The organism is Nocardia tenerifensis NBRC 101015 (assembly GCF_000308715.1).
Lineage (GTDB): Bacteria > Actinomycetota > Actinomycetes > Mycobacteriales > Mycobacteriaceae > Nocardia > Nocardia tenerifensis.
This window is the reverse complement of record NZ_BAGH01000048.1, coordinates 1-22153: the sequence shown is the minus strand read 5'-3', so window position 1 is coordinate 22153 and position 22153 is coordinate 1. Positions and strand designations below refer to the sequence as shown.

Here is a 22153-nt window from a genome sequence, read left to right as displayed (position 1 = left end):
CGGGAGGCGGGCACACTCTGACGCAACGGAGCGATCCCCCAGAGAAAGCGAACGCCGATGATCCTGGTGGCTCAGGTCAGCGACACACATTTCGATCTCGGCGCCCGCAACGCCGACCGGGTCGAGCAAGTCATGGCCTTCCTCACCGGCCTACGCCACCGGCCGGACGCGATCCTGGTGACCGGCGACATCACCGACTCCGGCAAATCCGAGCAGTACGCCGAGGCCAGGCTCGCGTTCGACGTCGACATCCCGGTGTACGCCATCCCGGGCAACCACGACGACCGCGCCGCCTTCCGCGAGACGCTGCTCGGCGAACCGCCCTCGACCGCGCCGATCAACCACGCGCACCGCATCGGGGATCTCACCGTGGCACTGCTGGATTCGAGCATTCCCGGCGAGCCGAGCGGCCGCATCGCCGACGAGTCGTACACGTGGCTGCACGACGTGCTCGCCACCGCCCCGGCCGACAAGCCGGTGCTGCTCGCGCTGCACCATCCCCCCGCCCACCTGTTCAGCCCGATCGTCGACGACATCTCGCTGCAGGAGCCGGAGAAGTTCGCCGAACTCGTCGCCGACGACAAGCGCATCGTCGCGGTGCTCACCGGTCACGCGCACTCGGCGGCCACGACGACCTTCGCCGGGCGCCCGCTGCTGGTGGCGCCGAGCACCGCGTCGGTGCTCGGCGGCGTGTGGGAGCTCGACCTGCCCGACCACGTGATGGACTACGCGCCCGACCCCGCCGTCGCCCTGCACATGATCGATGAGAAGCACAGCCTGACAACGCATTTCCGCAGCGTTCCGCTGGGCGGCCGGGTCGGCGTCGCGCCGAGCTGACCGTTCGGGGCCGGGGGTTCGTTTAGCCGTTCCCGGGCCGGGCAGTCGAGGGATGACAGTTTCCCTCGATGCGAAGGAACTCCGATGACCGATCTGGCCGCCTCTGTAGTGCGCAATACGTTCGCCGCCGGAGCCAAGCTGCGGCACGCGCGAGTTTTTCACCCCGAAGGGCTGCACCTGTCCGGGCGGCTACACGCGGAGAGCGAGTTCGAGCACCTCTTCGGCACGGGTGAGCGCGCCGTCATCGCCCGGCTGTCGAAGGGCACGGGGACGCCGGGCGGGCTGCCCGACGTGCTCGGCTTCGCGTTCCGGGTGCTCGACCGGCAGGACGAGCCATGGGATTTCGCGTTGGCGACCACCGGGGGCGGGCCGCTGAGTCGGTTCCTGATCACTCCAGCCCGCGGCTGGGTCCGCGCCAGGTACGGCAGCCTCATGCCCTACCGCATCGGCAAGGCCATGCCGCGGTGGATCTTCGCCGAGCCCGACACCGGCCAGCCCGCCTCCGCGTCCCTGGCGGCGATGAGCGATCACCTGCGGGAGCACCCGATTTCGTTCGCGCTGCTCGCGGGCGGGGTCACGGGGTCGACGGTGCGCCTCGCCCAGCTCACCCTGCGGCCGTCGGAGTCCGCGGACCATCGGACGGACTACTTCGATCCGATGCTCAATCATCCGGACGGGGTGGAGTTGCTGCCGAGAATCATCGGCAAGGTGCGCGAGTTCGCTTACGCCGGCAGTAGAACCGGGCGTGGCGAAGGCGAGTAAGGCTTTTCGGAGTCAGCGACGGACGGCGCGGTCGCGGCGGTAGGCCGCGGGGGTCACGCCGGTCCAGCGTTTGAAGGCGTAGATGAACGTCGAGGACTCCGCGTAGCCGAGCCGGATCGCCACGTCGCTCACCGAAAGCGGTGTGGTGGAGAGCATCTCCTCGGCCAGGGCGCGGCGGACCTCGTCGAGCAGTGCGCGGTAGCTCGTGCCCGCCGCGTCGAGATGGCGGCGCAGGGTGCGGGTGCTCATGTTGAGATCGCGTGCGACGGAGTCGATTCCGGGCGGGCCCGCGAAACCCTCCGCGCCGGGGACCAGTAGTTCGCGCACGTCGGCGGCTATGCCGGTGCGGGCGCGGCGGCGGTGCACCAGCGCGCGACACTGGGCCAGGCACATCGCCCAGGTCTGCTCGTTCGCTTGCGGCAGAGGCTGATCCAGGACGACGGGGTCTATCGCGAACAGGTTGCGCGGCCGCCCGAAACGGGGGCGCACCACCGTGAACGCCTCGATCCGCTCCGCGTAATCCGGCTCGGGGAAACGGAATTCGGCTCTGGCGAGGGGCAGGGGCCTGCCGAGGAGATCGCTCATCACCTGGTGCATGGCGGTGACGTCACGCTCGACGAGGAACTGCCGCACGTCGGCGGGGATCAGCTCGTCGTGCACCCACGCGATGAACTCGCCCTCGCGCCACTCCGCGACGGGCAGGCTGAAAGTGAAGCTCAACTCCAGGTACCGCAGCGCGAAGGAGATCGCCTCACCCAGCGTCGGGCTGCTGACGCACGCGAACCCGAAGATGCCGAAGGTGGTGATCCGATAGCGGCGTCCGATCTCGACCCCCAGCGCCGGGCGATCGGCGAGTTCCCGCACCAGATTGCGGACCACGGTCAGCTCGATGTGCGCATCGATCTGCGCGTCCGGATCCCGCAGCAAAGACTCCGCCAACCCCGTCCCCGCCAGCACTCGCCCAGCAGGCACCCCCTGCTCCCCCGCGTACCCGACCATCAGCGCCACGCTGGCTATCCCGCGCGGAAAGTTCCAATCGCGGATCCCCGGATCCTGCACCCGCTCCACAGCGCCCAGTATGCGGCCTCCCCTCTCCGCGACTGACAACCGCTCCGCGCATCCCGACTCGCCGGACTCTCGGGCGACCTCGGACATCCGCGACGCAATCAGGGCGGCTGCAGCGACGGCTCGTTGAGGCGGACAAGCCGCCACCGCGAAAGATGACCCGGCGCGCCGGCGGGTGTAACCCCTTACAAGGTCGGCGCCGGCGCAGCGGCGCCCGACATGCGGCCCGGTCGCTGCGGACACTTTTGGCTCGCCCCGTCAGGTCCGACTAACCACCAGCTCGAAAGTGTCCACGCAGAACGACGCCGCTAGGCGGCAAGCACCTCTCGCGGCCTGCACGGCCCGCAGGGCTCCAAGCGGTCTCGCGCATCATCGGCACATACACGTGGATGGCGATGGGGCGGGGCGATTCATCGCGCCCTTGTCGACACCGCGCAAGGCTGAGGATTGCCCGGCCGCTGTGGACATTTGCGGCTTGCCACGTCCGGTTTCGGGCGCCGTCGGCTCGAAAGTGTCCGTGCAGAACGGTTCTACCAGGCGGTTAGCCCTCCCAGTGGTCGCGCACCTTCTCTGCTCGCGCGTGCACTATGGCCGAATTTCTCGATCAGTTAGCCGCTCGCGTCTTACAGTGGAATTACCTTCGCGCCGTGAGGAGTGTCACATGACGGCAAGTGGTCGGCTATCGGTCCTCATCATCGGCGCGGGGTTCGGGGGGATCGGGATGGCTATCGAGCTGCGGCGCAATGGGATCCACGAGGTGATCATTCTGGAGCGGGCGGCGGATCTGGGTGGGGTGTGGCGGGAGAACACCTATCCCGGGGCGGCCTGTGATGTGCCGTCACCGCTGTACTCGTTCTCGTTCGAGCCGAAACCGGACTGGCCGCAGCGGTACTCGGGACGCGACGCCATTCACGCGTACCTGCGCGGGGTCGCGGAGCGCAACGGTGTGTTCGATGCGATCCAGTTCGGCGCGGAGGTGACCGAGGCGGTGTTCGATGAGGGGACCGGGCAGTGGACGGTACATACCGCGGATGGGACGGCGCGGACCGTCGACGTGGTGATCTCCGCGGTCGGCCAGCTGTCCCGGCCCGCGCTGCCGAACATTCCGGGCATCGACACGTTCGCGGGCCCGGCGTTCCACTCCGCCGAGTGGGACCACACGGTCGAGTTGAGCGGCAAGCGAGTCGCCTGCGTCGGCACCGGTGCCAGTGCGATCCAGTACGTTCCGGAGATTCAGCCGAAGGTGGCTCGGCTCACCCTGTTTCAGCGCACCGCGGCCTGGGTGATCCCGAAGTTCGACACCGACTACTCGCCGATTCAGCACAGACTGTTCGCCAGGCTGCCGGGTGCGCTGCTGGTCGAGCGGTTCGGCTGGTGGGCGATCGCCGAGCTCGTGGCCCTCGGCCTCGTCGAGTTCCCGGCGATCACCGGGGTTGTGGCCGGTCTCGCCACGCGACACCTGCGCAAACAGGTGACCGATCCGGAGTTGCGCGCCAAGCTGACCCCCGATTACCCGATCGGCTGCAAGCGCGGACTCTTCTCCAACGACTACTACCCCGCCTTGACGCAGCCCAACGTGCGGGTCGAGACCGCCGCGATCACCGAGGTCGTGCCCGAGGGCGTGCGCACCGCCGACGGCGCGCTGCACGAGGCGGACGTGATCATCTACGGCACCGGCTTCAAAGGCACCGAATTCCTTTGGCCTATGCGCATTTACGGCCGAGGAGGACGCGAACTGTCCGAAGCCTGGGCCGGCGGCGCGCACGCCTACTACGGAATCTCGGTGCCGGACTTCCCGAATCTGTTCCTGGTCTACGGCCCGAACACCAACCTCGGCGTCGGCTCGATCATCTACATGATCGAGTCGCAGACTCGCTACATCCGCCAGGCGGTGCAACTGCTCGGCCGACGACCCGGGCGCACCCTCGAGGTCCGCGCCGCTCGAGAGGAACGGTTCAACACGGCCCTGCAACGCCGCCTCGCCCGCACCCCCTGGAACTTCTGCTCCAGCTGGTACCGCACCGCCGAGGGCCGGATCACCAACAACTGGCCCGGTCCGCAGATCAGCTACCGCCGCCGCATCCGCAAACTCGACCCGGACGACTACGTTCTCGCCTGAAGCGCTTGCCGGACGAGTTGCCGCTCGACGGCGCGCCGGGCGCGCGCACTGGCAGACTTGTGCCGTGACTGGACGCCCGATAGCTGACGGAACGGCCGAACGCGGGCCGCTGCGACCCATCGAGCTGGCCGTCGGGGCCGTGCTCGGGGGCGCCACCGTCGGGCTGGTCACGGTCGGGTCGGTCATTCCGTTCGCGGCCGCGTTGAACCTGGTCGCCGCGGTGCCCATGGGGTTGATCGCGCAGCGCTACCGGCTGCGCGCCCTGGTCACCGCCGCGGTCGCGGCGACGGTGGTCACCTTCGTCGCGACCGGTCTCGTCGCCACCACCGGGTTGATGGCCACGGCGACGATCGCGGGCATCATCGGCACGACGAAACGGCGCGGCGGCGGTTTCGTGTCGGTGCTCGGACTCTCGACCGTCGCCGGACTGCTGTGGGCGGGTTTCGCGGTCGGCTTCCTTCAGTTGTTCTCCGCGGGCCGGAACCTGCTGTTCGACACCGTCCGCAACACCTCGCGCGGCATCCAGGAACTCGCCGCGCGGCAACAGCAGCTCGAACCGCTCGGGCGCGCGGCCGCCGACGTCACCGATTCGGTGCTGCGCTGGTGGTGGGCCTGGATCGGCGGCGGTGTCGCGGCGGGCATGGTGGCGACCGCGGTCTTCTCCTGGTTCGTGCTCGGCTCGGTGCTCGACCGCCTGACCTGGCTGCCCGGCAACGACCGGCTCGACGCGCCGCCGGACGACCGCGCGATCGCGCCGCTGCCGGTCACGCTGAGCGGGGCGTCGTTCCGCTACCCGGGCGCGGTCCGGGACGCGCTGCGCGAGATCGATCTCACCGTGGCGGTCGGCGAGTTCGTCGCGGTCGTCGGGCACAACGGCTCCGGGAAGTCGACGCTCACCCGGCTGCTCGCCGGCCTCCCGCCCACGGCGGGAACGGTGCGGCGACCCGGCTCCGCCGGGCTCGGGCACCACGGCGGCACCGCGCTGGTGCTGCAACGACCGGAGAGCCAGACCCTGGGCGTGCTCGTCGCCGACGACGTGGTGTGGGGACTGTCTACCGAGCTCGCCGCCGAGGTGGACGTCGCCGCGCTGCTGGGCGAGGTAGGCCTGGGCGGCATGGGCGACAAGGAAACCGCCACCCTGTCCGGCGGGCAGCAGCAGCGACTCGCGGTCGCGGCGGCGCTCGCCAGGAAACCCGCGCTGCTCATCGCCGACGAGGCCACCTCGATGATCGATCCGGAGGGCCGCCGCGAACTCGTCGACCTGCTCGCGGCACTGCCGAAGCGGCACGCGATGGCGGTCGTGCTGGTGACCCACCACGAGGCCGACGCGCTCGCCGCGGACCGCGTGGTGCATCTGTCGCAGGGCCGGGCCGTCGAGCGGCTGGCGGATTGGCCGCGCCCGGTGCGCGACGTGCGGCGCAGACCGATGGGCGAGGCGATCCTCGAGCTGCGCGACGTCCGATACACCTACAACCGCGGAACCCCTTGGGAGGCAGCGGCTCTGCACTCGGTCGACCTGACGGTGCGGCGCGGCGAGGCCCTGCTCGTCGTCGGCGGCAACGGCTCGGGCAAGTCCACGCTCGCCTGGATCATGGCCGGCCTGGTCGAACCCAGTTCGGGCCGTTGCGAACTCGCGGGCAAACCGGTCACCAAGCAGATCGGCCGAGTCGGGTTGGCGTTCCAGCACTCTCGGCTGCAGTTGCAGAAACAGACGGTGGGCGCGGAGATCGCCGACTGGGGTGGGCGCGCCACCGGGTCCGGCGCGGTCGGGCAGGCGCTGGACGCCGTCGGGCTCGATCGCTCGATCGCCGCGCGCTCCATCGAGGAACTCAGCGGCGGACAGGCCAAACGGGTGGTGCTGGCCGCGATCGTCGCCAGCCATCCCCAGGTGGTCGTGCTCGACGAGCCGCTGGCCGGGCTCGACCCGGCGGGCCGCGCGGATATCGTGGAGTTGCTTGCGCGACTGCGGGATTCGGGTCTGACGCTGATCATCATCTCGCATGATGTGGAGGACATGTCGGCGGTGTGCGACAGGACGGTGCACCTGCGCGCCGGACGGCTGCTCGCCGCCGACGCGGTAGTCGCCGACACGGCATCCTCCGCCAGTGCCACCTTGTCCGCCGGTACCACCGGCTCCAGCAATGTGAGCGACTCCGTCGCTGCGACGGGCTCCGCCGCTGGGACCGGCCTCGACAGCACGACCGGTCCCGACAGTGCGACCGCCCCCCACGATGCGGCGGCCGAGCATGAGACACGCCCTGCCCCACCGCCGCGGCAGGAAGACGCCGCGTGGCGGCTCGAGCGCGGAGGCCGATCGTGAGTGTTGTGCTGTTTCGCCGGGTTCCGGTGGCGAGCCCGATCCACGACCTGTGGGCGGGCACCAAGATGATCAGCGCGTTCCTGATCAGCTTCCTGCTGATGTTCCTGCCGACCTGGCCGGTGCTCGCCGTGATGATCGTGTTCCTGGTGTTCATCGTGGTGCTGGCCCGGCTGCCGCTGGGCACCCTGCCGCGCCTGCCGTGGTGGTTCTGGGGCTTGCTCGGGCTGGGCGCGCTGATCAACGCGCCGGTCGGCCTGCAGGCCGTGATCCGCTACGCGCAGACCGTGGTCTTCGCGCTGGTCATGGTCGCCGCGTCGTTCGTCGTCGCCTGGACTACGCCGATGAGCGATATCGCCCCCGCGCTGGCCAAACTCGGCGCGCCGCTGCGCCGACTCCGGGTGCCGGTGGACGAGTGGGCCGTCGTCGTCGCGCTCACCCTGCGCGGCCTGCCGCTGCTCATGGAGGAGATCCGCGTGCTGCGCGCGGCCCGCAAACTCCGCCCGAAGGACACCCCGCTCCATCTGGCCACCGAAAACCCGCTGATCGACATCCTCACCGCGGCCATGGCCGTATCCACCCGCCGCGCGGGCGAATTGGGCGAGGCGATCACCGCGCGCGGCGGCACCGGCGAACTCGCCGCCTACCCCAGCTCGCCGGGGCGCCGGGACGCCGTCGCGCTGATCGTCGTCGTCGTGGTGTGCGCGGGGGCCTTCGCGCTCGGCTTCGTGCTGCTGTAGCCGCACGCCTAATCCGCGAGCCGGTCGCCTGGGGCGATACTGACCGGGTGGGCGACGAGGTTCCGGCTTGGCAGCGGCGGACCGCCGGCGAGTCGCGGCTGTGGGCGACGGGCGCGGTGCTGGCGATCATCGGGCTTCAGGTGGTGTTGCCGGATCGATTCTTACCCGCGCCTGGATGGTTGCTGCCCGCGTTGGAGGGGCTGCTTCTGGTGGTCGTGCTGTGCGCGAACCCGGTGCGGATCGACCGCGAGGAGACCTGGCTGCGCTGGCTCGGGCTGGCGCTGGCGGGGTTGCTGGGGATCGCAACCGCCTACTCGGCGGATCGACTGGTCGTCGGGTTGATCGACGGGACGCTGAGCGATGATCCGGCGCGGTTGCTCGGGTCGGGCGGCGCGATCTGGCTGACCAATGTCGTGGTGTTCGGGCTCGGCTACTGGGAGTTCGACCGAGGCGGGCCGGCGGCACGGGCGAACGCTCGAAAGACCCTGCCGGACTTCATGTTTGTACAGATGCAGAATCCGGAACTCGCGAGCGCGGACTGGGAGCCGCAGTTCATGGACTACCTGTATCTGTCGTTCACCAACGCGACGGCGTTCAGCCCGACCGACGTGATGCCGATGTCGCGGTGGGCGAAGGCGATGATGATGGCGAAGTCGGCGATCTCGCTGATTCTGGCGGCGCTCGTCATCGCGCGCGCCATCAACGTCCTGCACTGACAGAGATGTATAGCCAAGAGCTATAACATGATTCACGGTCGGCGAAAGGGTGGGGTGCCCCCTATTTCATGGGCTTCGCGCGCGATCGAGCGGTAGAGTTATCTGCGGAGTAGCTGCTTCTGGAATCACATCACGGCCGCGCCGCGGTGGGGGAAGGGAATTCGACGTGCGTGGCGCTCTCCGCTGCTCGAAACCTGATGAAGAATGGAACACCCGAATGACTCTCCGTAAATTCACCGCGGCCGTCGTGCCCCTCGTCGCCGCCGTCGCGGTCGGGGCGGGCACCGTGCAGGCTCAGCCCGCGGTCGCGCAGGCTCCCGAGATCGGTTACTCGGCGGAGCTGGTGGGGGACAAGATCATCACCACGTTGACCGGTGGATCCTTCGAGGTCGCGGGCGATGTCGTCGACGTCAAGGACCAGGCCGGGAACACGGTGGTCACGATGCCGCTGGCGTTCCGGCAGGACGGGCTCGAGTTCCCGCTGCCACACGCTGTGCGCGACGCGGGCCGCGTACTCGAACTGACCGTGGTCAAGGACGTCGCCCAGGCGCGCCCGGCCCCCGCGACCCCGATCGCCTCACCCTACGAGAACCAGCGCGCGCAGAACGCGTTCCTCGCGCAGTTCGGCATCGCGACCGCCGTCGGCGGTTTCATCGGCACCGTGATCGGCGCGGCCGTCGGCCTGACCGGAATCCTCGGCGGCCCCACCGTGATCGCCAGCGTGCTCGCGGGTGCGGCCGTCGGCGGCATCATCGGCACCATCGTCGCCGGCGGCCCCACCCTCATCATCGCGGGCATCGACCTGATCAGCACGCTCGCCGCCCCGCCAGGCACGACCAAGTGGATGGACGAAACCGGCCGCCCCGCCAGCTGACCCACCCACCGACACGGCCTCGCACCGAACACATTTCGGCGCGGGGCCGCGTTGTTACATTGCGCCCCAACGCAATCACCCACACCACCGCGATCGGACTCGCGCTACCGCTCATGGCAGCCGGGCGCGACCGGCACGCCCGCCACGCGGTCCGCGAGGTAGGACAGCGCTCCGAGGGCTTCGCCTGCGGCGGTGGGGTTGTGGCCGGGGAGGGTGGAGTGGGCGGAGGTGATGGTGGCGCCTTGGGCGCAGTAGCGGGCGAGGAGGTCGGTGAAGCCGGCGACGGGGACGATGTCGTCGGTGGTGCTGTGGTAGAGGTACATCGGGACGGCGGGGGCCGGTGCGCCGAGTTCGTGCGGGTCGGTGGCGGCGCGGAAGGCGGGGTGGGCCAACAGGTTCGGGACGGACGCGAAGTCGTCGACCCGGGCGTTGAGGTACTTCGCCACCAGGTCGGGGCCGCAGGCGGCGCCGTCGGCGGCGACCGCGGCGCGGCCACGATCGTTGAGCAGGTCCTTGAAGGCGGGGCTCGGGTTGTCGCGGAAGGCCGCCAAGACGATGAGCATGGCCAGCCCCGCCTGCATGGTGCCGTCCACATACCCGCCGATGGCGGGCCAGTTGGACGGAACGCCGCCGGCGGCGAGACCGGCGAGACGGATGTCGGGCGCGTACTGCCGCTGTATCTGCGCAGCCCAGAGCGTGGCGAAGGCGCCGCCGGAGTATCCCCAGCCGACCACGGGAGTCGCGGGGCCGAGCCCGGCGGCGGGCAGATCGCGGGCGGCCCGGATGCCGTCCAGCACACCGCGCCCGGAGTTGACGCCGTCGAGGAAACGCGACCGTGGCCCCTCGTGATCGCTGGCGACCACCGCCCAGCCGCGCAGCAGCGCGCCGATCATGAACGGCGTGTCGATGATGGCCTGCGCGCCACCAGGATCGCCGCCGCCGCGCAGCGCGTACGACGGCGCGCACCGGGAGCCGAGGCTGTCCTCGGCGACCTGATACGACAGCAGCGGCCGCGCGCCCGGCCCGTTCCACGCCATCATCGGCACCATGACCGTGGCGACGTCGGCCACCGGAACCCCGCTCGCATCGGTGCTGCGGTACTTCACCTGCCAGGTCGAGATCGGCAGCGGCAGACCGAACAGCGCGCTCTGCCGGGACTCCACGATCGCGCCCTCGGGGTAGGCGGCGAGATCGGCGGGCGCGGCGTAGAACGGGTCGGCGTCGGGCGGCGGGACCTGAGCCAGCGCGTCGGGCACCGTGACGAACGACGAGGCGAGCAGCAGGACCGCGGCGGCCGCCGCCGAGGAGCCGAATCGGGCTAGGCGGCGCCGGACCGGGCTCTCGGATGTCGCCGATGCGTCGAGGCGCGCTGTCCCCCTACCGATTCCATGCGGAGTCGCCATGGCGAGCAACCTACCTTGCCGGTGGCCCAACCTGTCGGCACTCGCCCCATGTTTCGCCGACACCCCGGACATTTCGGCGCATCGACACACCCCGCCGACTGACCAGTCCGCGGGTCACTTCGGCTGCGGCGGAATCACTTCTGCTGATGCAGCGCCTTCTTCGCGGCTTCCTGCGCCGAGTCGACCTGGCTCGCGTACTTGCCGTCGGTCTTCTGGTCGACGAGATCGCCCGCCTTGTCGATGACCGTCTCGACCTTGTCCGCGTGTTGCTGGGCCAGGTCCATCGCCTTGTTCGCCAGGTCCTTGAAGTCCACCGTGTACTCCTCGCTCGAGCTGGTCCGATCGCAGCTCACTGTAGTAGGCGCGATGCGGGCCGATTCGCGCTCAGTCCCCGGAGCCCAGCCAGGCGGGGTGCCACAGGCGGCCGGTCTCGGTCCAGTTCATGAAGCGCACGGCGCCATGGATCTTCGGCGTCACCCAGACCGCCTCCTTGCGCTCCTCGGCGGTCAGGGCGTTGTCGAACGGGCTGGTCTTGCGCTCCAACGGATTCAGGCGCTCGGCCAGCTCGCTCATGTCGGCGTCGTTGAATCCGGTGCCGACCCGGCCGACGTAGATCAGCCTGCCCTCGTACGGAATCCCGACCAGCAGCGACTTGAAGTTCCGCGCGTCGCTGCGCCGCCAGCCGCCCACGACCACCGCCTGGGTCCGCCAGTTGCGCTGCTTCACCCACGAATGACCGCGCTTGCCAGGCAGATACACCGAGTCCTTGCGCTTGGCGATCACGCCCTCCATGCCCTGGTCCTGGCTGTAGCGCACCGCGTCCGCGCCGGAGCCGTCCAACCGGGGCGGCACGACCATCGAGGGCGCGGTGCCGGCGAGTGCCTCCAGTACCCGTCGGCGATCCGAATACCGTTTGCGGAGAAGCGAAGTGCCGTCCAGATACAGCACGTCGAAGGCGACGAACACCGCCCGCGCCGCATCCGCTTGCAGCAGGCCGAGATTCGCGACACCGTGATCGTCGAAGACCACCGCCTCACCGTCCAGCACCACGCTGTGCCCGCCCAATTCGTCGGCCAGCGCCGCCATGCCCGGGTACCGGCTGTTCACGACGATGCCCTGTCGGCTGCGCAAAGTCAGTGTGCCGGAGTCGATCTCGGCGATCAGCCGGAACCCATCCCACTTGGTCTCGAAGCACCATTCGTCGGTGGTCAGGTCCGCGACGTCACCGGGCGTCGCCAGCATGGGCGACAGGCCTCGCGGGAATGGCGAAGGGCCGCTGGACATTCGGATGATTCGGCCCGACGGTTGGGCGGGGTCGGCGCCGAGGGCGTGCGCGGACGCGTCGCCGCCGGGCGCACCGTCGGCGTTCTGCTCACGCATGAGGTGCATCAGCCACTGGTTGCCGTTGGTCTGGATCAGCGCGTAGCGCCCGTTGAGCCGCTCGCCGTGGAACCGGACGATCACCTCATCGTCGCGCCACTTCTCGGTCTCGTAGGTGCCCGAGTCCCAGATCGTCATCTCCCCCGCGCCGTACTGGCCCTTCGGGATGGCGCCGTGGAAGTCCAGGTACTCCAGCGGATGGTCCTCGGTGTGCACGGCGAGCCGGTTCTGATCCGAGGTGGTCGGCGGCCCCTTCGGCACCGCCCAGCACACCAGCACGCCGCCGCGCTCCAGCCGCACGTCCCAGTGCAGCCGTCGCGCATGGTGTTCCTGCACGACGTAGCGGTTGTCCTCCCCCGGCTCCGGCCGGTCGGCGGGCACCGGCTCGGGCGTGCGCGCGGGATCGCGCATGGACCGGTACTTCGCCAGCGCGTCGGCCCCCGACTCCGCCGAGGCGGTATTGCCCTTCGGCAGTGGCGGATCCAGCTCGGCGAGCAGGTCGCCGTCGTCGCGCCAGCGGGCGAGGACCTCGTCGAAGCGCAAGTGCCGCAGCTTCTTCCGGTTCGCGATCTCTTTCCACGTGCGCGGGGCGGCCGCGTTGGGCTGCGCGCGCCCACGCAGCGAGTACGGCGCGATTGTGGTCTTGGCCGCGTTGTTCTGGCTCCAGTCGAGGAAGATTTTTCCGCCGCGCACCGATTTCGCCATGGTCGCGGTCACCAGCTCGGGGTGCAGCCGTTCGAGATTCGTGGCCACCTGCTTGGCGACGGTGGACGCGCCGCTGGAACTGACCTCGCGGTCCAGCGGGACGTAGATGTGAATTCCCTTGCTGCCGCTGGTCACCGGGAACGCGCGCAGGCCGATGTCCTCGATCATGTCGCGCACCTCGAGCGCGACCCGCGCGCAGTCGGCCAGCTCCGCACCGGGCCCCGGATCGAGGTCGAATACCAGCCTGGTCGCCGGGCCGATCGAGTCGCCGTCGAAACGCCACTGCTGCACGTGGACTTCCAGCGCCGCCTGCTGCCCGAGCCAGGCCAGGCCCGCCTCGGAGTCGATCACCGGGTAGGTGATCTTGCGGTCGGAGTGCTGGATGGTGTGGCGCTCGAGCCAGGACGGCGCGTGCGCGGGGAGGTTCTTCTCGAAGAAGGAGGGCTCGTCGACCCCGTTGGGCCAGCGTTTCCTGGTGACCGCGCGGCCGGCGATGTGCGGGAGCATCGCGGGCGCGATCGCCGAATAGTAGGCGATCACTTCGCCTTTGGTGGTGCCGGTGGCCGGGTACAGCACTTTGTCGAGGTTGCTGAGTTCAACCTCGATGCCCCCGAAGCTCCGGCGCAGCGCCATGGAACCCATGGTAGAGGCGGGGACCGACAGAAAATCGGATCCCCGCCGCCCGTCAGGCCTTCGGGCCCGCAGGATCCGAGCCGGGCCGATCCTCCGGCGGGACCACCTTCTTGGCGGCCTCCTTGCCCTTCGCGATCTTGTCCGAGTACTTGCCCTGGGTCTTCTGATCGATGAAATCGCCGCCCTTGTCGATGGCGTCGTTGATCTTGTCGGCGTTCTTGGCCGCCGCGTCCTTGCCCTTGCCGATGAGGCCTTTCAGAGTGTCCGCGAAGCTCATAGCGTCGTTCCTTCCTCTAGCCCTTAGCACCGATGTAGCCGTCACCCCACATCTTCCCACCACGAATCCCGTGGTGGGGCGCCGCCGGGATCGACCCGCTGCCCCGGCATGGGCACCGCGATCGCCGTGCCCGCCGCCTCGGCCGCGCGCACCATCCGCCGCACGGGCTCCGACCATCCGTGGAAAGCGAGATTGAAGGTCGCCCAGTGGATCGGCACCAGCAGTCCGTGCCCCGCGTCGCCCGCGCACAGGTCGGCGTGCGCGCGGACCGCCTCCTCCGGGTTCATGTGCACGTCGCGCCAGCGCTCGTCGTAGGCGCCGATCGGCAGCAGCGTCAGGTCGAACGGGCCCAGCGCCGCACCGGCTTCCGCGAACGCCTTGGTGTACCCGGTGTCGCCGCCGAAGTAGGCGCGCCTGGTCGGGCCGACGATCGACCACGACGCCCACAGCGTGGTGTTGTGAACCAGGCCCCGGCCGGAGAAGTGCCGCGCCTCGGTACAGGTGAGCACCAGGTCCGAGCCTTCGTGCGCGCGTCCGAGTTCGGACAGCGAAATTGAAGCGCCCCAGTCCAATTCGACGATCCGGTGCTCCGGCACGCCCCAGTGCCGCAAGTGCGCGCCGATGCCGACCGGGACGAGGAACGGCGCCTTCTGGCGCAGCACCAGCTCGCGGACGGTGTCCTTGTCCAGGTGGTCGTAGTGATCGTGCGAGATGAGCACCGCGTCGAGCGCGGGCAAGTCCGCGAGCGGGGTGGGCACCGGGTGCATCCGGACCGGGCCGATCAGCGCGGACGGCGAAACCCGTTCGCTCCACACGGGATCGGTGAGCACCCGGTAGCCGTCGATCTCGATGAGCGCGGTGGCGTGCCCGTACCAGGTGACGGCCAAGTCGGCGGCCGCCTCCGGCAACTGTGGTGTGTGCAACGGGATCACGCCGGCCGGGCGGCCCACATTGCGTTTGGTGAGCGCCGAAATCAGCAGGGACGCAGCGGATCCCGCGGCGATCTGACTGCTCGGCTCGGTGTTGTGGAACTGCCGGTCGCGGTAGGTGGCCGCGCCCGCCGCGTACGGCTGAATGGCGGAGATGGACGCGCCCATCGCGGACGGGATCCCCCACGCCGCGCGGACCACCCAGGTCAGACCTAGCGCACCGGCCGCGGCGCCGACGAGGCCTCGAACGTTGATCATCATCGCCCCACGAAGTTCGCGGCGCGCTTCTCTTGTCTGGCCAGCCGCCCTTCCTTCGCGTCGGCGCTGGTCCACGCCGCCTCCAGCGCCGCGCGCTGCTGGGCGTTGTCCGGCTCGCGGGTGCCGTCGTCGTTGAGCACCAGCTTCATGTGCCGCAGCGACAGCGGCGCGAGCTGAGCGATCTGCTTGGCCCAAGACTGCGCGTCGGCCAGCGAGCCGAGGCGGTTGGCGAAACCGAAGTTGTAGGCGTCGGCCGCGCTCACCTGGTCGGCGCCGAGCAGGATGGTCCTGGCCGGGCCGCCGCCGATGAGCGAGGCCAGTCTGCGCATCGTCCACCGGTCCACCGAGATGCCGAGCTTCGCCGCGGGGATCGCGATGAACGCGTCCGGCGCGACGACCCGCAGATCCGACGCGAGCGCGATCTGCACGCCCGCGCCGAGCGCGCCGCCGTTGATGGCCGAGATCACCGGCACGGGAACGGACTCGATGGTGTGCAGCATCTCCAGCAGCCCGTCGAGGAACTCCTCGGCGTAGACGACGGACAGGTCCGCGCCCGCGCTGAAGATCGGGCCGCGCCCGGTCACCACGATCGCCCGCGCGTCGTCGGCGACGGCGGCGATAACGGCCTCGCGCAGCAGTGTGATGAGTTCGAGGTTGAGCGCGTTGCGCCGCTCCTCGCGCTGAAGTTCGATGGTCACCACGTCACCGTCTCGGCTAACTCCGAGCATGCGACCTCCCCAACTGAGCGATCCGTCTGGTTACCTTCACTGTGCCACAGCCGACGGCGTAGACCGCTCAAGCGGATACGATCTTCGGCTGTGCCGACAGACTTCGACATCCTGGTGATCGGCGCTGGTCAGGCAGGGCTGTCGGCCGGGTATCACCTCCAGCGTCTCGGGCTGCGCCCCGAACAGGACTTTCTCATCGTCGACCACGCGCCGGGACCCGGCGGGGCCTGGCAGTTCCGCTGGCCGTCGCTCACCCTGACCACGGTCAATCGGGTGCACGACCTCCCGGGCATGTCGTTCGCCGAGACCTTGCCGCCCGGCTCGGAGTCCGCGCCCGCGGCCACCGCCGTGCCGCACTACTACGAACTCTACGAAAAGCGCTTCGACCTGCGGGTGCACCGGCAGGTCTCGGTCAAGGTGGTGTGCGACCGCACCGAGGACGGCAGCCCGGCCGAGCGCGGCCCGGTCCTCAACGCCGAGACCGACGCCGCGGGCACGATCCGGGTGCGCGGCCTGATCAACGGAACCGGCACCTGGGAGCACCCCTTCATCCCGCGCTATCGCGGCGCGGAGACCTTCGCCGGACGCCAGCTGCACACCCACGACTACCGCAGCGCGGCGGAGTTCGCGGGCAAGCACGTGGTGATCGTCGGCGGCGGCGTGTCGGCGGTGCAGTTGCTCGACGAGATCTCCCAGGTGACCTCGACCACCTGGGTGACGCGGACCGAGCCGATCTTCCGCGACGCGTCGTTCGGCCCCGAGGACGGCCGCGCCGCCGTCGCCAAGGTGGAGGACCGGGTGCGCCGCGGACTGCCGCCCGGCTCGGTGGTCTCGGTGACCGGCCTGCGGCTCGACGACCGCCTCCGGGCCGCCAAGGAGCGCGGCGCGCTGCGCAGGCTGCCGATGTTCGACCACATCGAGCCGGACGGGGTGCGCTGGGCCGACGGCACGTTCCAGCACGCCGACGTGATCCTCTGGGCCACCGGATTCCGCAGCGCGCTGGATCATTTGGCGCCGCTGCGCCTGCGCGGACCCGGCGGCGGCATCACCATGACCGGACGGCTCGCCACCCAGGTCGCGGCGGACCCGCGCATCCACCTGATCGGCTACGGGCCGTCCGCGAGCACCATCGGCGCGAACCGCGCGGGGCGGGCGGCCGCCGTGGAGCTCACCGAATTCTTGCGGGCCGGCTAGACGTCCAGGCCCGCGGTCATGGTGTCCGGGTCGGGGCCGATGCGCGAGCCGGTGTCCAGCGCGGTGATCGCGGCCATCTGGTCATCGGTGAGTTCGAAGCCGAACACGTCGAGGTTCTCCGCGATGCGCGACGGGGTGACCGACTTCGGGATGACGATATTGCCGAGCTGCAGATGCCAGCGGATGATCACCTGAGCCGGGGTGCGGCCGACCTCGGCGGCCACGGAGGTGATGGTCTGATCGTCGAGCAGCGTGCCCTGGCCGAGCGGGCTCCAGGCCTCGGTGGCGATGGCGTGGCTCGCGTGGAAGTCGCGCAGTTCGCGCTGGGCCAGCCGCGGGTGTAGCTCGATCTGGTTCACCACCGGCGTCTCGCCGATCTCGCCGATGAGCTGCTGAAGGTGGGCTTCGGTGAAGTTGGATACGCCGATCGACTTGATGCGACCCTGCGACTTCAGCGACTGGAAGGCGCGGAAGGTGTCGACGTAGCGGTCGGCGGCGGCCACCGGCCAGTGGATGAGGTACAGGTCGAGGTAGTCCAGGCCGAGCCGCGCCATGCTCGCGTCGAACGCGCGCAGCGTGGAGTCGTAGCCCTGCTCGGAGTTCCACAGCTTGGTGGTGACGTAGATTTCGTCGCGCGGCAGGCCGAATTCGCGGATGGCGCGACCGGTGCCCTCCTCGTTTCCGTAGATCGCCGCGGTGTCGATGCTGCGGTAACCGGCCTCCAGCGCCGCGGTGACGACCGGGTACGCATCGTCGTCGGGCACCTGGAAGACGCCGAAGCCCAGTTGCGGGATCACGTTGCCGTCGTTCAGGACGATCGAGGGGATGGCGGAGGTCTCGCTTCTGAAGGTCACCCTGCGACGGTAGAAGTGTGGCGGCGAGCCGTCAACGCTGCCCCGTGGCGTGTTGACCCCCGGTTTGCCGCTCGACCAGCGCTTTTCCACCGGCCCACAGTGACGGTCACGACTCGGCGAGCCAGGGACCGTCCACCGACTCGAAGGCGCTCGCGGCCTCACCGACGGCCCGGCGCACCGAGACCACGCTGTCGCCGACCAGCAGCCGCCCCGCCGCGCGAGCCGGTCGACCACCTCGTCGCTCCGATCGAAGAAGAGATCCTCCTTGGTCGGAGCAGTCGACGAAACGTCGCCGATGCTCGGCCCGCGCTGCGGACTACGTGCTGCGTTCGGATTACACGCCGAAGTCGGCGTTCGGTCGGTATCGCGAGTCGATCGCGGAGCTCAGTGCTTCGTAGGGGGCGCCGGTTGGTCGTCGACTGTGGCCGGTAGGCCGAGTCGGCGGTAGCGGCGCTCGCGTAGGGCGCGGAGTTCGGCGTCGGGGTGGCGGCGCAGGGCGGCGAGTTCGGTTGATATGGCGGCGACCATGCGGCGGGCGAAGTCCACGGGTTCGTCGGCGGCGTCGGGGAATTCGGGCACGATGCGGTCGACCACCCCGTCGGCGAGCAGGTCGGCGGCGCGGATGCGTTGGGCGCGAGCGAGTTCGGCGGCGTGGTCGGTGTCGCGGTGGACGATGGCGCTCGCACCCTCCGGCGGCAGCGGGGCGAGCCAGCCGTGGGTGGCGGCCAGGACGCGATCCGCGGGCAGCAGGGCCAGTGCGCCGCCGCCGGTGCCCTGGCCGAGCAGCACGGAGACCGTCGGCGTGTTCAATGTCACGAGATCCGCTATGCAGCGGGCGATCTCGGGGGCCAATCCGCGCTCCTCGGCCTCCCTCGACAGCGCCGCGCCCGACGTGTCGATCACCAGCACCAGGGGCAGCCGCAACTCTCCAGCAAGCGCCATGCTGCGCCGCGCTTCGCGCAGTGCGGCGGGCCCCATGGAGTACCCGCCCTGCTGCCCGGACCGGTCGTGACCGAAGACCACGCACGGCTGGCCGCGGAAGCGCGCCAGCGCGTGCACGACGGTGCGATCGGACTCGCCCTGTCCGGTCCCGCTCAGCGGAACTCGTTGTGTCACATGGCGCAACAGGTCGCGAATGCCGGGCCGATCCGGCCTGCGGGAGATGAGCACGGACTCCCACGCCGAGACGGGCTCAGCCGCCTGCTTCCGATCGACGCGCGAATACCTTTCGCCCGCAGCCCAATCGGGCGTGGGCACGCCGCTCAACACGTTCAACGCCCGATGCGCGATACGGCGAAAGATGGACACCGTCACGGCGCCGTCGATAACCCCACGGCGGTAAAGGTTTTCGGCGGTCTGCACGCCCTCCGGAAACGGATGCCCGTACAGCGCTTGGTATACGCGGGGCCCGAGAAATCCGATCAGCGCACCGGGTTCGGCAAAAGTCATGTGCCCCAACGAACCCCACGACGCGAAGACGCCACCCATGGTCGGATTGCGCAGATAGACCAGATACGGATGGCCCGCCGCCTTGTGCGCGGCCACCGCGCCGGCGATCTTCACCATCTGCACGAAGGCGACCGTGCCCTCCTGCATGCGGGTGCCGCCGGAGGTCGGCGAGGCGACCAACGGCAGCCCGAGTTCGGTGGCCCGCTCGACCGCCGAGACGATGCGTTCCGCCGCGGCCACGCCGATCGAACCCGCCAAAAACCCGAATTCACAGGCGATTACGGCCACGCGACGACCACGCAGCAGCCCCTCGCCGGTGAGCACCGACTCATCGGTGCCCGCCGCGACCGCCGCCTTGTGCAACGCCTCGCTGTACCGCGGGGTCGCGGCCACCGTGATCGGTGGCCGGTCCCAGCTGACGAACGAGTCGGTGTCGAGCAGTTGGCCGAGCAGCTCGCGCGCCGAAATCCTCACCGAGGGAGTTTATCCACTCGATCTCCGGTGGACGCCGGCGCCGCGCGCGCTCAGTAGCCCTGCATCACCTTGCGCAGCGCGTACTCGGTGAGCGCGACCAAGGCCTGCTTGGCCGGGTCGCGCCGCCGCGCGTCGATGGACAGGATCGGCACGTCCGCGGGCACCGCGAGGGCCTGCCGGATGTCCTCGATCGGGTATCGCGGTGCGTCGTCGAACTCGTTGAGCGCCACCAGGAATGGCAGGCCGCGCGCTTCGAAGTAGTCGACGGCCGCGAAGCTGTCCTCGAGCCTGCGGGTGTCGACGAGCACCACGGCGCCGATGGCGCCGCGGATCAGGTCGTCCCACATGAACCAGAACCGGTATTGCCCCGGCGTACCGAACAGATACAGCACCAGGTCGTCGGCGAGGCTGATCCGGCCGAAGTCCATCGCCACCGTGGTGGTCGACTTCATCGGAATGCCGGTCAGATTATCGATTCCGGTACTGGCATTGGTCACCAATGCCTCGGTGCGCAGCGGAACGATCTCCGAGACAGCACCGACCAGCGTGGTCTTACCCACACCGAACCCACCCGCGACAACGATCTTCGCCGACGTCGGCTTGCTGGTGCGGGTGTCGACCTGTGCCGTCGAATCATATACGCCGGAGTCCACTGAGAACCCTTTCGATCAGCTCGCGACGTTCATCGTCGCTGGAATCGTCTTTCAAAGTCGCCGAGACGCGGACATGCCCGGCCTCGATCAGGTCGGCGACCAGCACGCGTGCCACCCCGATCGGGATACCGAGTCGGGCGGCAACCTCGGCAACGGACGGCGATTCTCTGCACAACTCCACGATTGACGTCTCGATGTTGGTCAGTTCGAACTGCCGCTCCAGGGCGACCGGATGCGATGCGACGAGCGCCTCCAACGCCAACTCGACCGCGGGCCTCGTTCGGCCTGCGGTCAACGAGTACGGGCGAACGAGACTGGGCTCGGCGCTCCCCAAGCGGTGATCTTCTATGTCCATCCCACCATCAGGAACCCATCGTGACGCGTGGCGTGGCCTGGACTGTCTGGCCAACCCGCTCGACCAACAACGCCATCTCGTAGCCGACCTGACCGATGTCACACGACGTGTTGGTCAGCACAGCAAGGTACGAGCCGTCGCCGACAGCCATGAGTAGCAGGTAGCCGTGCTCCATCTCGACGACGGACTGCAGCACGGTGCCGCCCTCGAACAGGTTCGAGACGCCGACCGAGAGGCTGGCCAGTCCGGCGGTGACGGCCGAGAGCTGCTCGGCGCGGTCGACGGGCAGCTGAGCGCTCGCGGCCATGAGTAGGCCGTCAGCCGAGACCAGGACGGCATGGGCTACGCCAGGAACCTCGTTGGCGAAGTTCGAAACCAGCCAATCCAGCTGACGATTCGTACCACCTAGATCGGGGTTCATCGGTCTCCTTTATCTCCGGTTAAGTTCATTGCTCTCATTGCGCGGCCATCCCGGACGCCCTGCTGATGACGACTCAAGCTGGACCTGATCGTTTCTGGATCACGGCTCGGTGCCCGTTCCACCGCACCGTTGACGGCGCCCGGGACCAGCCTTCCGCCCGGATTGCGTTGCGGCAACCCGGCCGCCGTCCTCGTCTCGGATTGTGCCTCGCTGGCCCGGCGGGCCGCCTGCCAACCCTCATCACCCGGTGATTCGAAGGAGGCGGCCACTTGGGACCTGTCCATATTCGGGTCTGACAGCCAGGCCGACATCATTTCCGCGAAAATCGGTGTTCCGCCCATGACGGAGTCGCCGGTCTCGACCGCGGGCTGCAGCCTGGTCTGGAAGAACGACGCCGTCCTCGACGGGTTCGCCCGATAGCTGTGCCGACCCGGATCGGCGCCCGCGGCCTCGGTGTCCGTCGACTGCTCGTCGCCGCCGGGCAGCGTACCCCGACTCCGTTGCGACAGACTGAGTCCCGGCGGAGTTTCCCGCTTCGGCAGGCCGTCGCCCGGCTCGCGCTGCGGCAGGTTCGGCGGTACCTGACTGCCCGGCTGACGCTGCGGCAGGCCGGTCGGCGTCACGTCCCGCTGCGGCAGGCTCGCCGACGCGGCGTGCCGCTGCGGCAGGCCACCGGCGTTCGGATCGCGTTGCGGCAGAATCGAATCGCGCTGCGGCAGACCGCCGGTGCTCGGATCGCGCTGCGGCAGAATCGAATCCCGCTGCGGCAAGCCACCCGCACTCGGCTCGCGTTGCGGCAGACCACTCGCGCTCGGATCACGCTGCGGCAGACCGCCCGCGCTCGGATCACGCTGCGGAAGTCCACCCGCGGCCGAATCCCGCTGTGGCAAACCACCAGCAGCCGGATCGCGTTGCGGCAGACCGCCCGGCTCACGCTGCGGCAACCGCCGGCGGCAGGCTCGCGCTGCGGCAGACCGGGCAGGCTCCCGGAACTCGGCTCACGCTGCGGC

The 22153-nt window shown here is 69.6% G+C and carries 21 protein-coding genes; 9 read left to right on the top strand and 12 right to left on the bottom strand.

Translation table 11 applies throughout. The annotated features are described in order from the left end of the window. Window positions 1-57 precede the first annotated feature (57 nt). Window positions 58-837 (top strand): metallophosphoesterase, encoded by a 780-nt coding sequence (locus ON39_RS04195; protein ID WP_040731119.1) that lies wholly within the window; start codon window positions 58-60, stop codon window positions 835-837. 84 nt (window positions 838-921) lie between these two features. After that, window positions 922-1599, top strand: coding sequence for a hypothetical protein (locus tag ON39_RS04190; protein ID WP_040731116.1), 678 nt, complete (start codon window positions 922-924; stop codon window positions 1597-1599). 12 nt (window positions 1600-1611) lie between these two features. On the opposite strand, the gene ON39_RS04185 is transcribed toward ON39_RS04190, so the two are convergent. Continuing rightward, on the bottom strand, window positions 1612-2667 hold the full coding sequence (locus ON39_RS04185) for an AraC family transcriptional regulator (protein WP_040731114.1): 1056 nt from the start codon (window positions 2665-2667) through the stop codon (window positions 1612-1614). Window positions 2668-3325: 658 nt separating this feature from the next. On the opposite strand from ON39_RS04185, the gene ON39_RS04180 reads away from it, so the two are divergent. The 5 genes from ON39_RS04180 to ON39_RS04160 all read left to right on the top strand — a co-directional run bounded on the left by ON39_RS04180 (window position 3326) and on the right by ON39_RS04160 (window position 9430). Then, window positions 3326-4783: a flavin-containing monooxygenase gene (locus ON39_RS04180; RefSeq protein ID WP_040731113.1), complete on the top strand. Its 1458-nt coding sequence runs from the start codon at window positions 3326-3328 to the stop codon at window positions 4781-4783. A gap of 64 nt (window positions 4784-4847) precedes the next feature. Then, a complete protein-coding gene (locus ON39_RS04175) occupies window positions 4848-7103 on the top strand; it encodes an ATP-binding cassette domain-containing protein (RefSeq protein ID WP_051186279.1) in 2256 nt (751 codons plus the stop codon). Further along, on the top strand, window positions 7100-7840 hold the full coding sequence (locus ON39_RS04170; RefSeq protein ID WP_040731112.1) for an energy-coupling factor transporter transmembrane component T family protein: 741 nt from the start codon (window positions 7100-7102) through the stop codon (window positions 7838-7840). Before ON39_RS04175 ends, ON39_RS04170 begins: the two co-directional genes overlap by 4 nt. A gap of 47 nt (window positions 7841-7887) precedes the next feature. Further along, window positions 7888-8556: a DUF1345 domain-containing protein gene (locus tag ON39_RS04165; protein WP_040731111.1), complete on the top strand. Its 669-nt coding sequence runs from the start codon at window positions 7888-7890 to the stop codon at window positions 8554-8556. A 217-nt stretch (window positions 8557-8773) separates the two neighbouring features. Further along, complete coding sequence (locus ON39_RS04160; protein ID WP_040731110.1) at window positions 8774-9430, top strand: DUF8020 domain-containing protein; 657 nt, start codon at window positions 8774-8776, stop codon at window positions 9428-9430. Window positions 9431-9534: 104 nt separating this feature from the next. Here the strand turns inward: ON39_RS04160 and ON39_RS04155 are convergent, their stop codons facing one another. From ON39_RS04155 to ON39_RS04130, 6 genes are all read right to left on the bottom strand, one after another. Beyond that, entirely contained in the window at window positions 9535-10833 is a 1299-nt protein-coding gene (locus ON39_RS04155; protein WP_051186278.1) for a lipase family protein, read from the bottom strand. A gap of 134 nt (window positions 10834-10967) precedes the next feature. Then, on the bottom strand, window positions 10968-11117 hold the full coding sequence (locus tag ON39_RS04150) for an antitoxin (RefSeq protein ID WP_083894230.1): 150 nt from the start codon (window positions 11115-11117) through the stop codon (window positions 10968-10970). 100 nt (window positions 11118-11217) lie between these two features. Then, window positions 11218-13551, bottom strand: a complete 2334-nt coding sequence (locus ON39_RS04145; protein ID WP_051186277.1) for an ATP-dependent DNA ligase — start codon at window positions 13549-13551, stop codon at window positions 11218-11220. A 52-nt stretch (window positions 13552-13603) separates the two neighbouring features. Beyond that, window positions 13604-13828, bottom strand: coding sequence for an antitoxin (locus ON39_RS04140; protein ID WP_040731105.1), 225 nt, complete (start codon window positions 13826-13828; stop codon window positions 13604-13606). Window positions 13829-13869: 41 nt separating this feature from the next. Further along, window positions 13870-15015 (bottom strand): MBL fold metallo-hydrolase, encoded by a 1146-nt coding sequence (locus tag ON39_RS04135; protein ID WP_051186276.1) that lies wholly within the window; start codon window positions 15013-15015, stop codon window positions 13870-13872. Continuing rightward, window positions 15015-15743: an enoyl-CoA hydratase gene (locus ON39_RS04130; protein WP_040731104.1), complete on the bottom strand. Its 729-nt coding sequence runs from the start codon at window positions 15741-15743 to the stop codon at window positions 15015-15017. Before ON39_RS04130 ends, ON39_RS04135 begins: the two co-directional genes overlap by 1 nt. A 90-nt stretch (window positions 15744-15833) precedes the next feature. Here ON39_RS04130 and ON39_RS04125 point away from each other — a divergent pair, with 90 nt between their 5' ends. Next, window positions 15834-16937, top strand: a complete 1104-nt coding sequence (locus ON39_RS04125; protein WP_040731103.1) for an NAD(P)-binding domain-containing protein — start codon at window positions 15834-15836, stop codon at window positions 16935-16937. Here ON39_RS04125 and ON39_RS04120 read toward each other — a convergent pair. The 5 genes from ON39_RS04120 to ON39_RS04100 all read right to left on the bottom strand — a co-directional run bounded on the left by ON39_RS04120 (window position 16934) and on the right by ON39_RS04100 (window position 21143). After that, on the bottom strand, window positions 16934-17791 hold the full coding sequence (locus tag ON39_RS04120) for an aldo/keto reductase (RefSeq protein WP_051186275.1): 858 nt from the start codon (window positions 17789-17791) through the stop codon (window positions 16934-16936). The two genes, ON39_RS04125 and ON39_RS04120, sit on opposite strands and share 4 nt — an antisense overlap. Window positions 17792-18175: 384 nt before the next feature. Beyond that, entirely contained in the window at window positions 18176-19714 is a 1539-nt protein-coding gene (locus ON39_RS04115; RefSeq protein ID WP_040731102.1) for a carboxyl transferase domain-containing protein, read from the bottom strand. A 50-nt stretch (window positions 19715-19764) separates the two neighbouring features. After that, window positions 19765-20367: a GTP-binding protein gene (locus ON39_RS04110; protein ID WP_174412497.1), complete on the bottom strand. Its 603-nt coding sequence runs from the start codon at window positions 20365-20367 to the stop codon at window positions 19765-19767. Further along, the gene (locus ON39_RS04105) at window positions 20348-20722 is read right to left on the bottom strand and encodes a DUF742 domain-containing protein (protein WP_040731099.1); all 375 of its coding nucleotides are present in this window, start codon (window positions 20720-20722) and stop codon (window positions 20348-20350) included. The genes ON39_RS04110 and ON39_RS04105 overlap by 20 nt, the downstream gene beginning before the upstream one ends. Window positions 20723-20729: 7 nt before the next feature. After that, complete coding sequence (locus ON39_RS04100; RefSeq protein WP_011207200.1) at window positions 20730-21143, bottom strand: roadblock/LC7 domain-containing protein; 414 nt, start codon at window positions 21141-21143, stop codon at window positions 20730-20732. Between the two features lie 500 nt (window positions 21144-21643). On the opposite strand from ON39_RS04100, the gene ON39_RS48415 reads away from it, so the two are divergent. Next, window positions 21644-22153 (top strand): hypothetical protein (locus tag ON39_RS48415; protein ID WP_157195403.1); only part of this gene is annotated, 510 nt, incomplete at its 3' end.

Excerpts from the sequence above, each read along its gene's own strand:
- ON39_RS04155 (WP_051186278.1), bottom strand. The coding sequence starts at position 10,833 with ATGGCGACTCCGCATGGAATCGGTAGGGGGACAGCGCGCCTCGACGCA.
- ON39_RS04160 (WP_040731110.1), top strand. The coding sequence starts at position 8,774 with ATGACTCTCCGTAAATTCACCGCGGCCGTCGTGCCCCTCGTCGCCGCC.
- ON39_RS04195 (WP_040731119.1), top strand. The coding sequence starts at position 58 with ATGATCCTGGTGGCTCAGGTCAGCGACACACATTTCGATCTCGGCGCC.
- ON39_RS04105 (WP_040731099.1), bottom strand. The coding sequence starts at position 20,722 with ATGGACATAGAAGATCACCGCTTGGGGAGCGCCGAGCCCAGTCTCGTT.
- ON39_RS04100 (WP_011207200.1), bottom strand. The coding sequence starts at position 21,143 with ATGAACCCCGATCTAGGTGGTACGAATCGTCAGCTGGATTGGCTGGTT.
- ON39_RS04135 (WP_051186276.1), bottom strand. The coding sequence starts at position 15,015 with ATGATCAACGTTCGAGGCCTCGTCGGCGCCGCGGCCGGTGCGCTAGGT.
- ON39_RS04190 (WP_040731116.1), top strand. The coding sequence starts at position 922 with ATGACCGATCTGGCCGCCTCTGTAGTGCGCAATACGTTCGCCGCCGGA.
- ON39_RS04145 (WP_051186277.1), bottom strand. The coding sequence starts at position 13,551 with ATGGCGCTGCGCCGGAGCTTCGGGGGCATCGAGGTTGAACTCAGCAAC.
- ON39_RS04180 (WP_040731113.1), top strand. The coding sequence starts at position 3,326 with ATGACGGCAAGTGGTCGGCTATCGGTCCTCATCATCGGCGCGGGGTTC.
- ON39_RS04140 (WP_040731105.1), bottom strand. The coding sequence starts at position 13,828 with ATGAGCTTCGCGGACACTCTGAAAGGCCTCATCGGCAAGGGCAAGGAC.
- ON39_RS04130 (WP_040731104.1), bottom strand. The coding sequence starts at position 15,743 with ATGCTCGGAGTTAGCCGAGACGGTGACGTGGTGACCATCGAACTTCAG.
- ON39_RS04150 (WP_083894230.1), bottom strand. The coding sequence starts at position 11,117 with ATGGACCTGGCCCAGCAACACGCGGACAAGGTCGAGACGGTCATCGAC.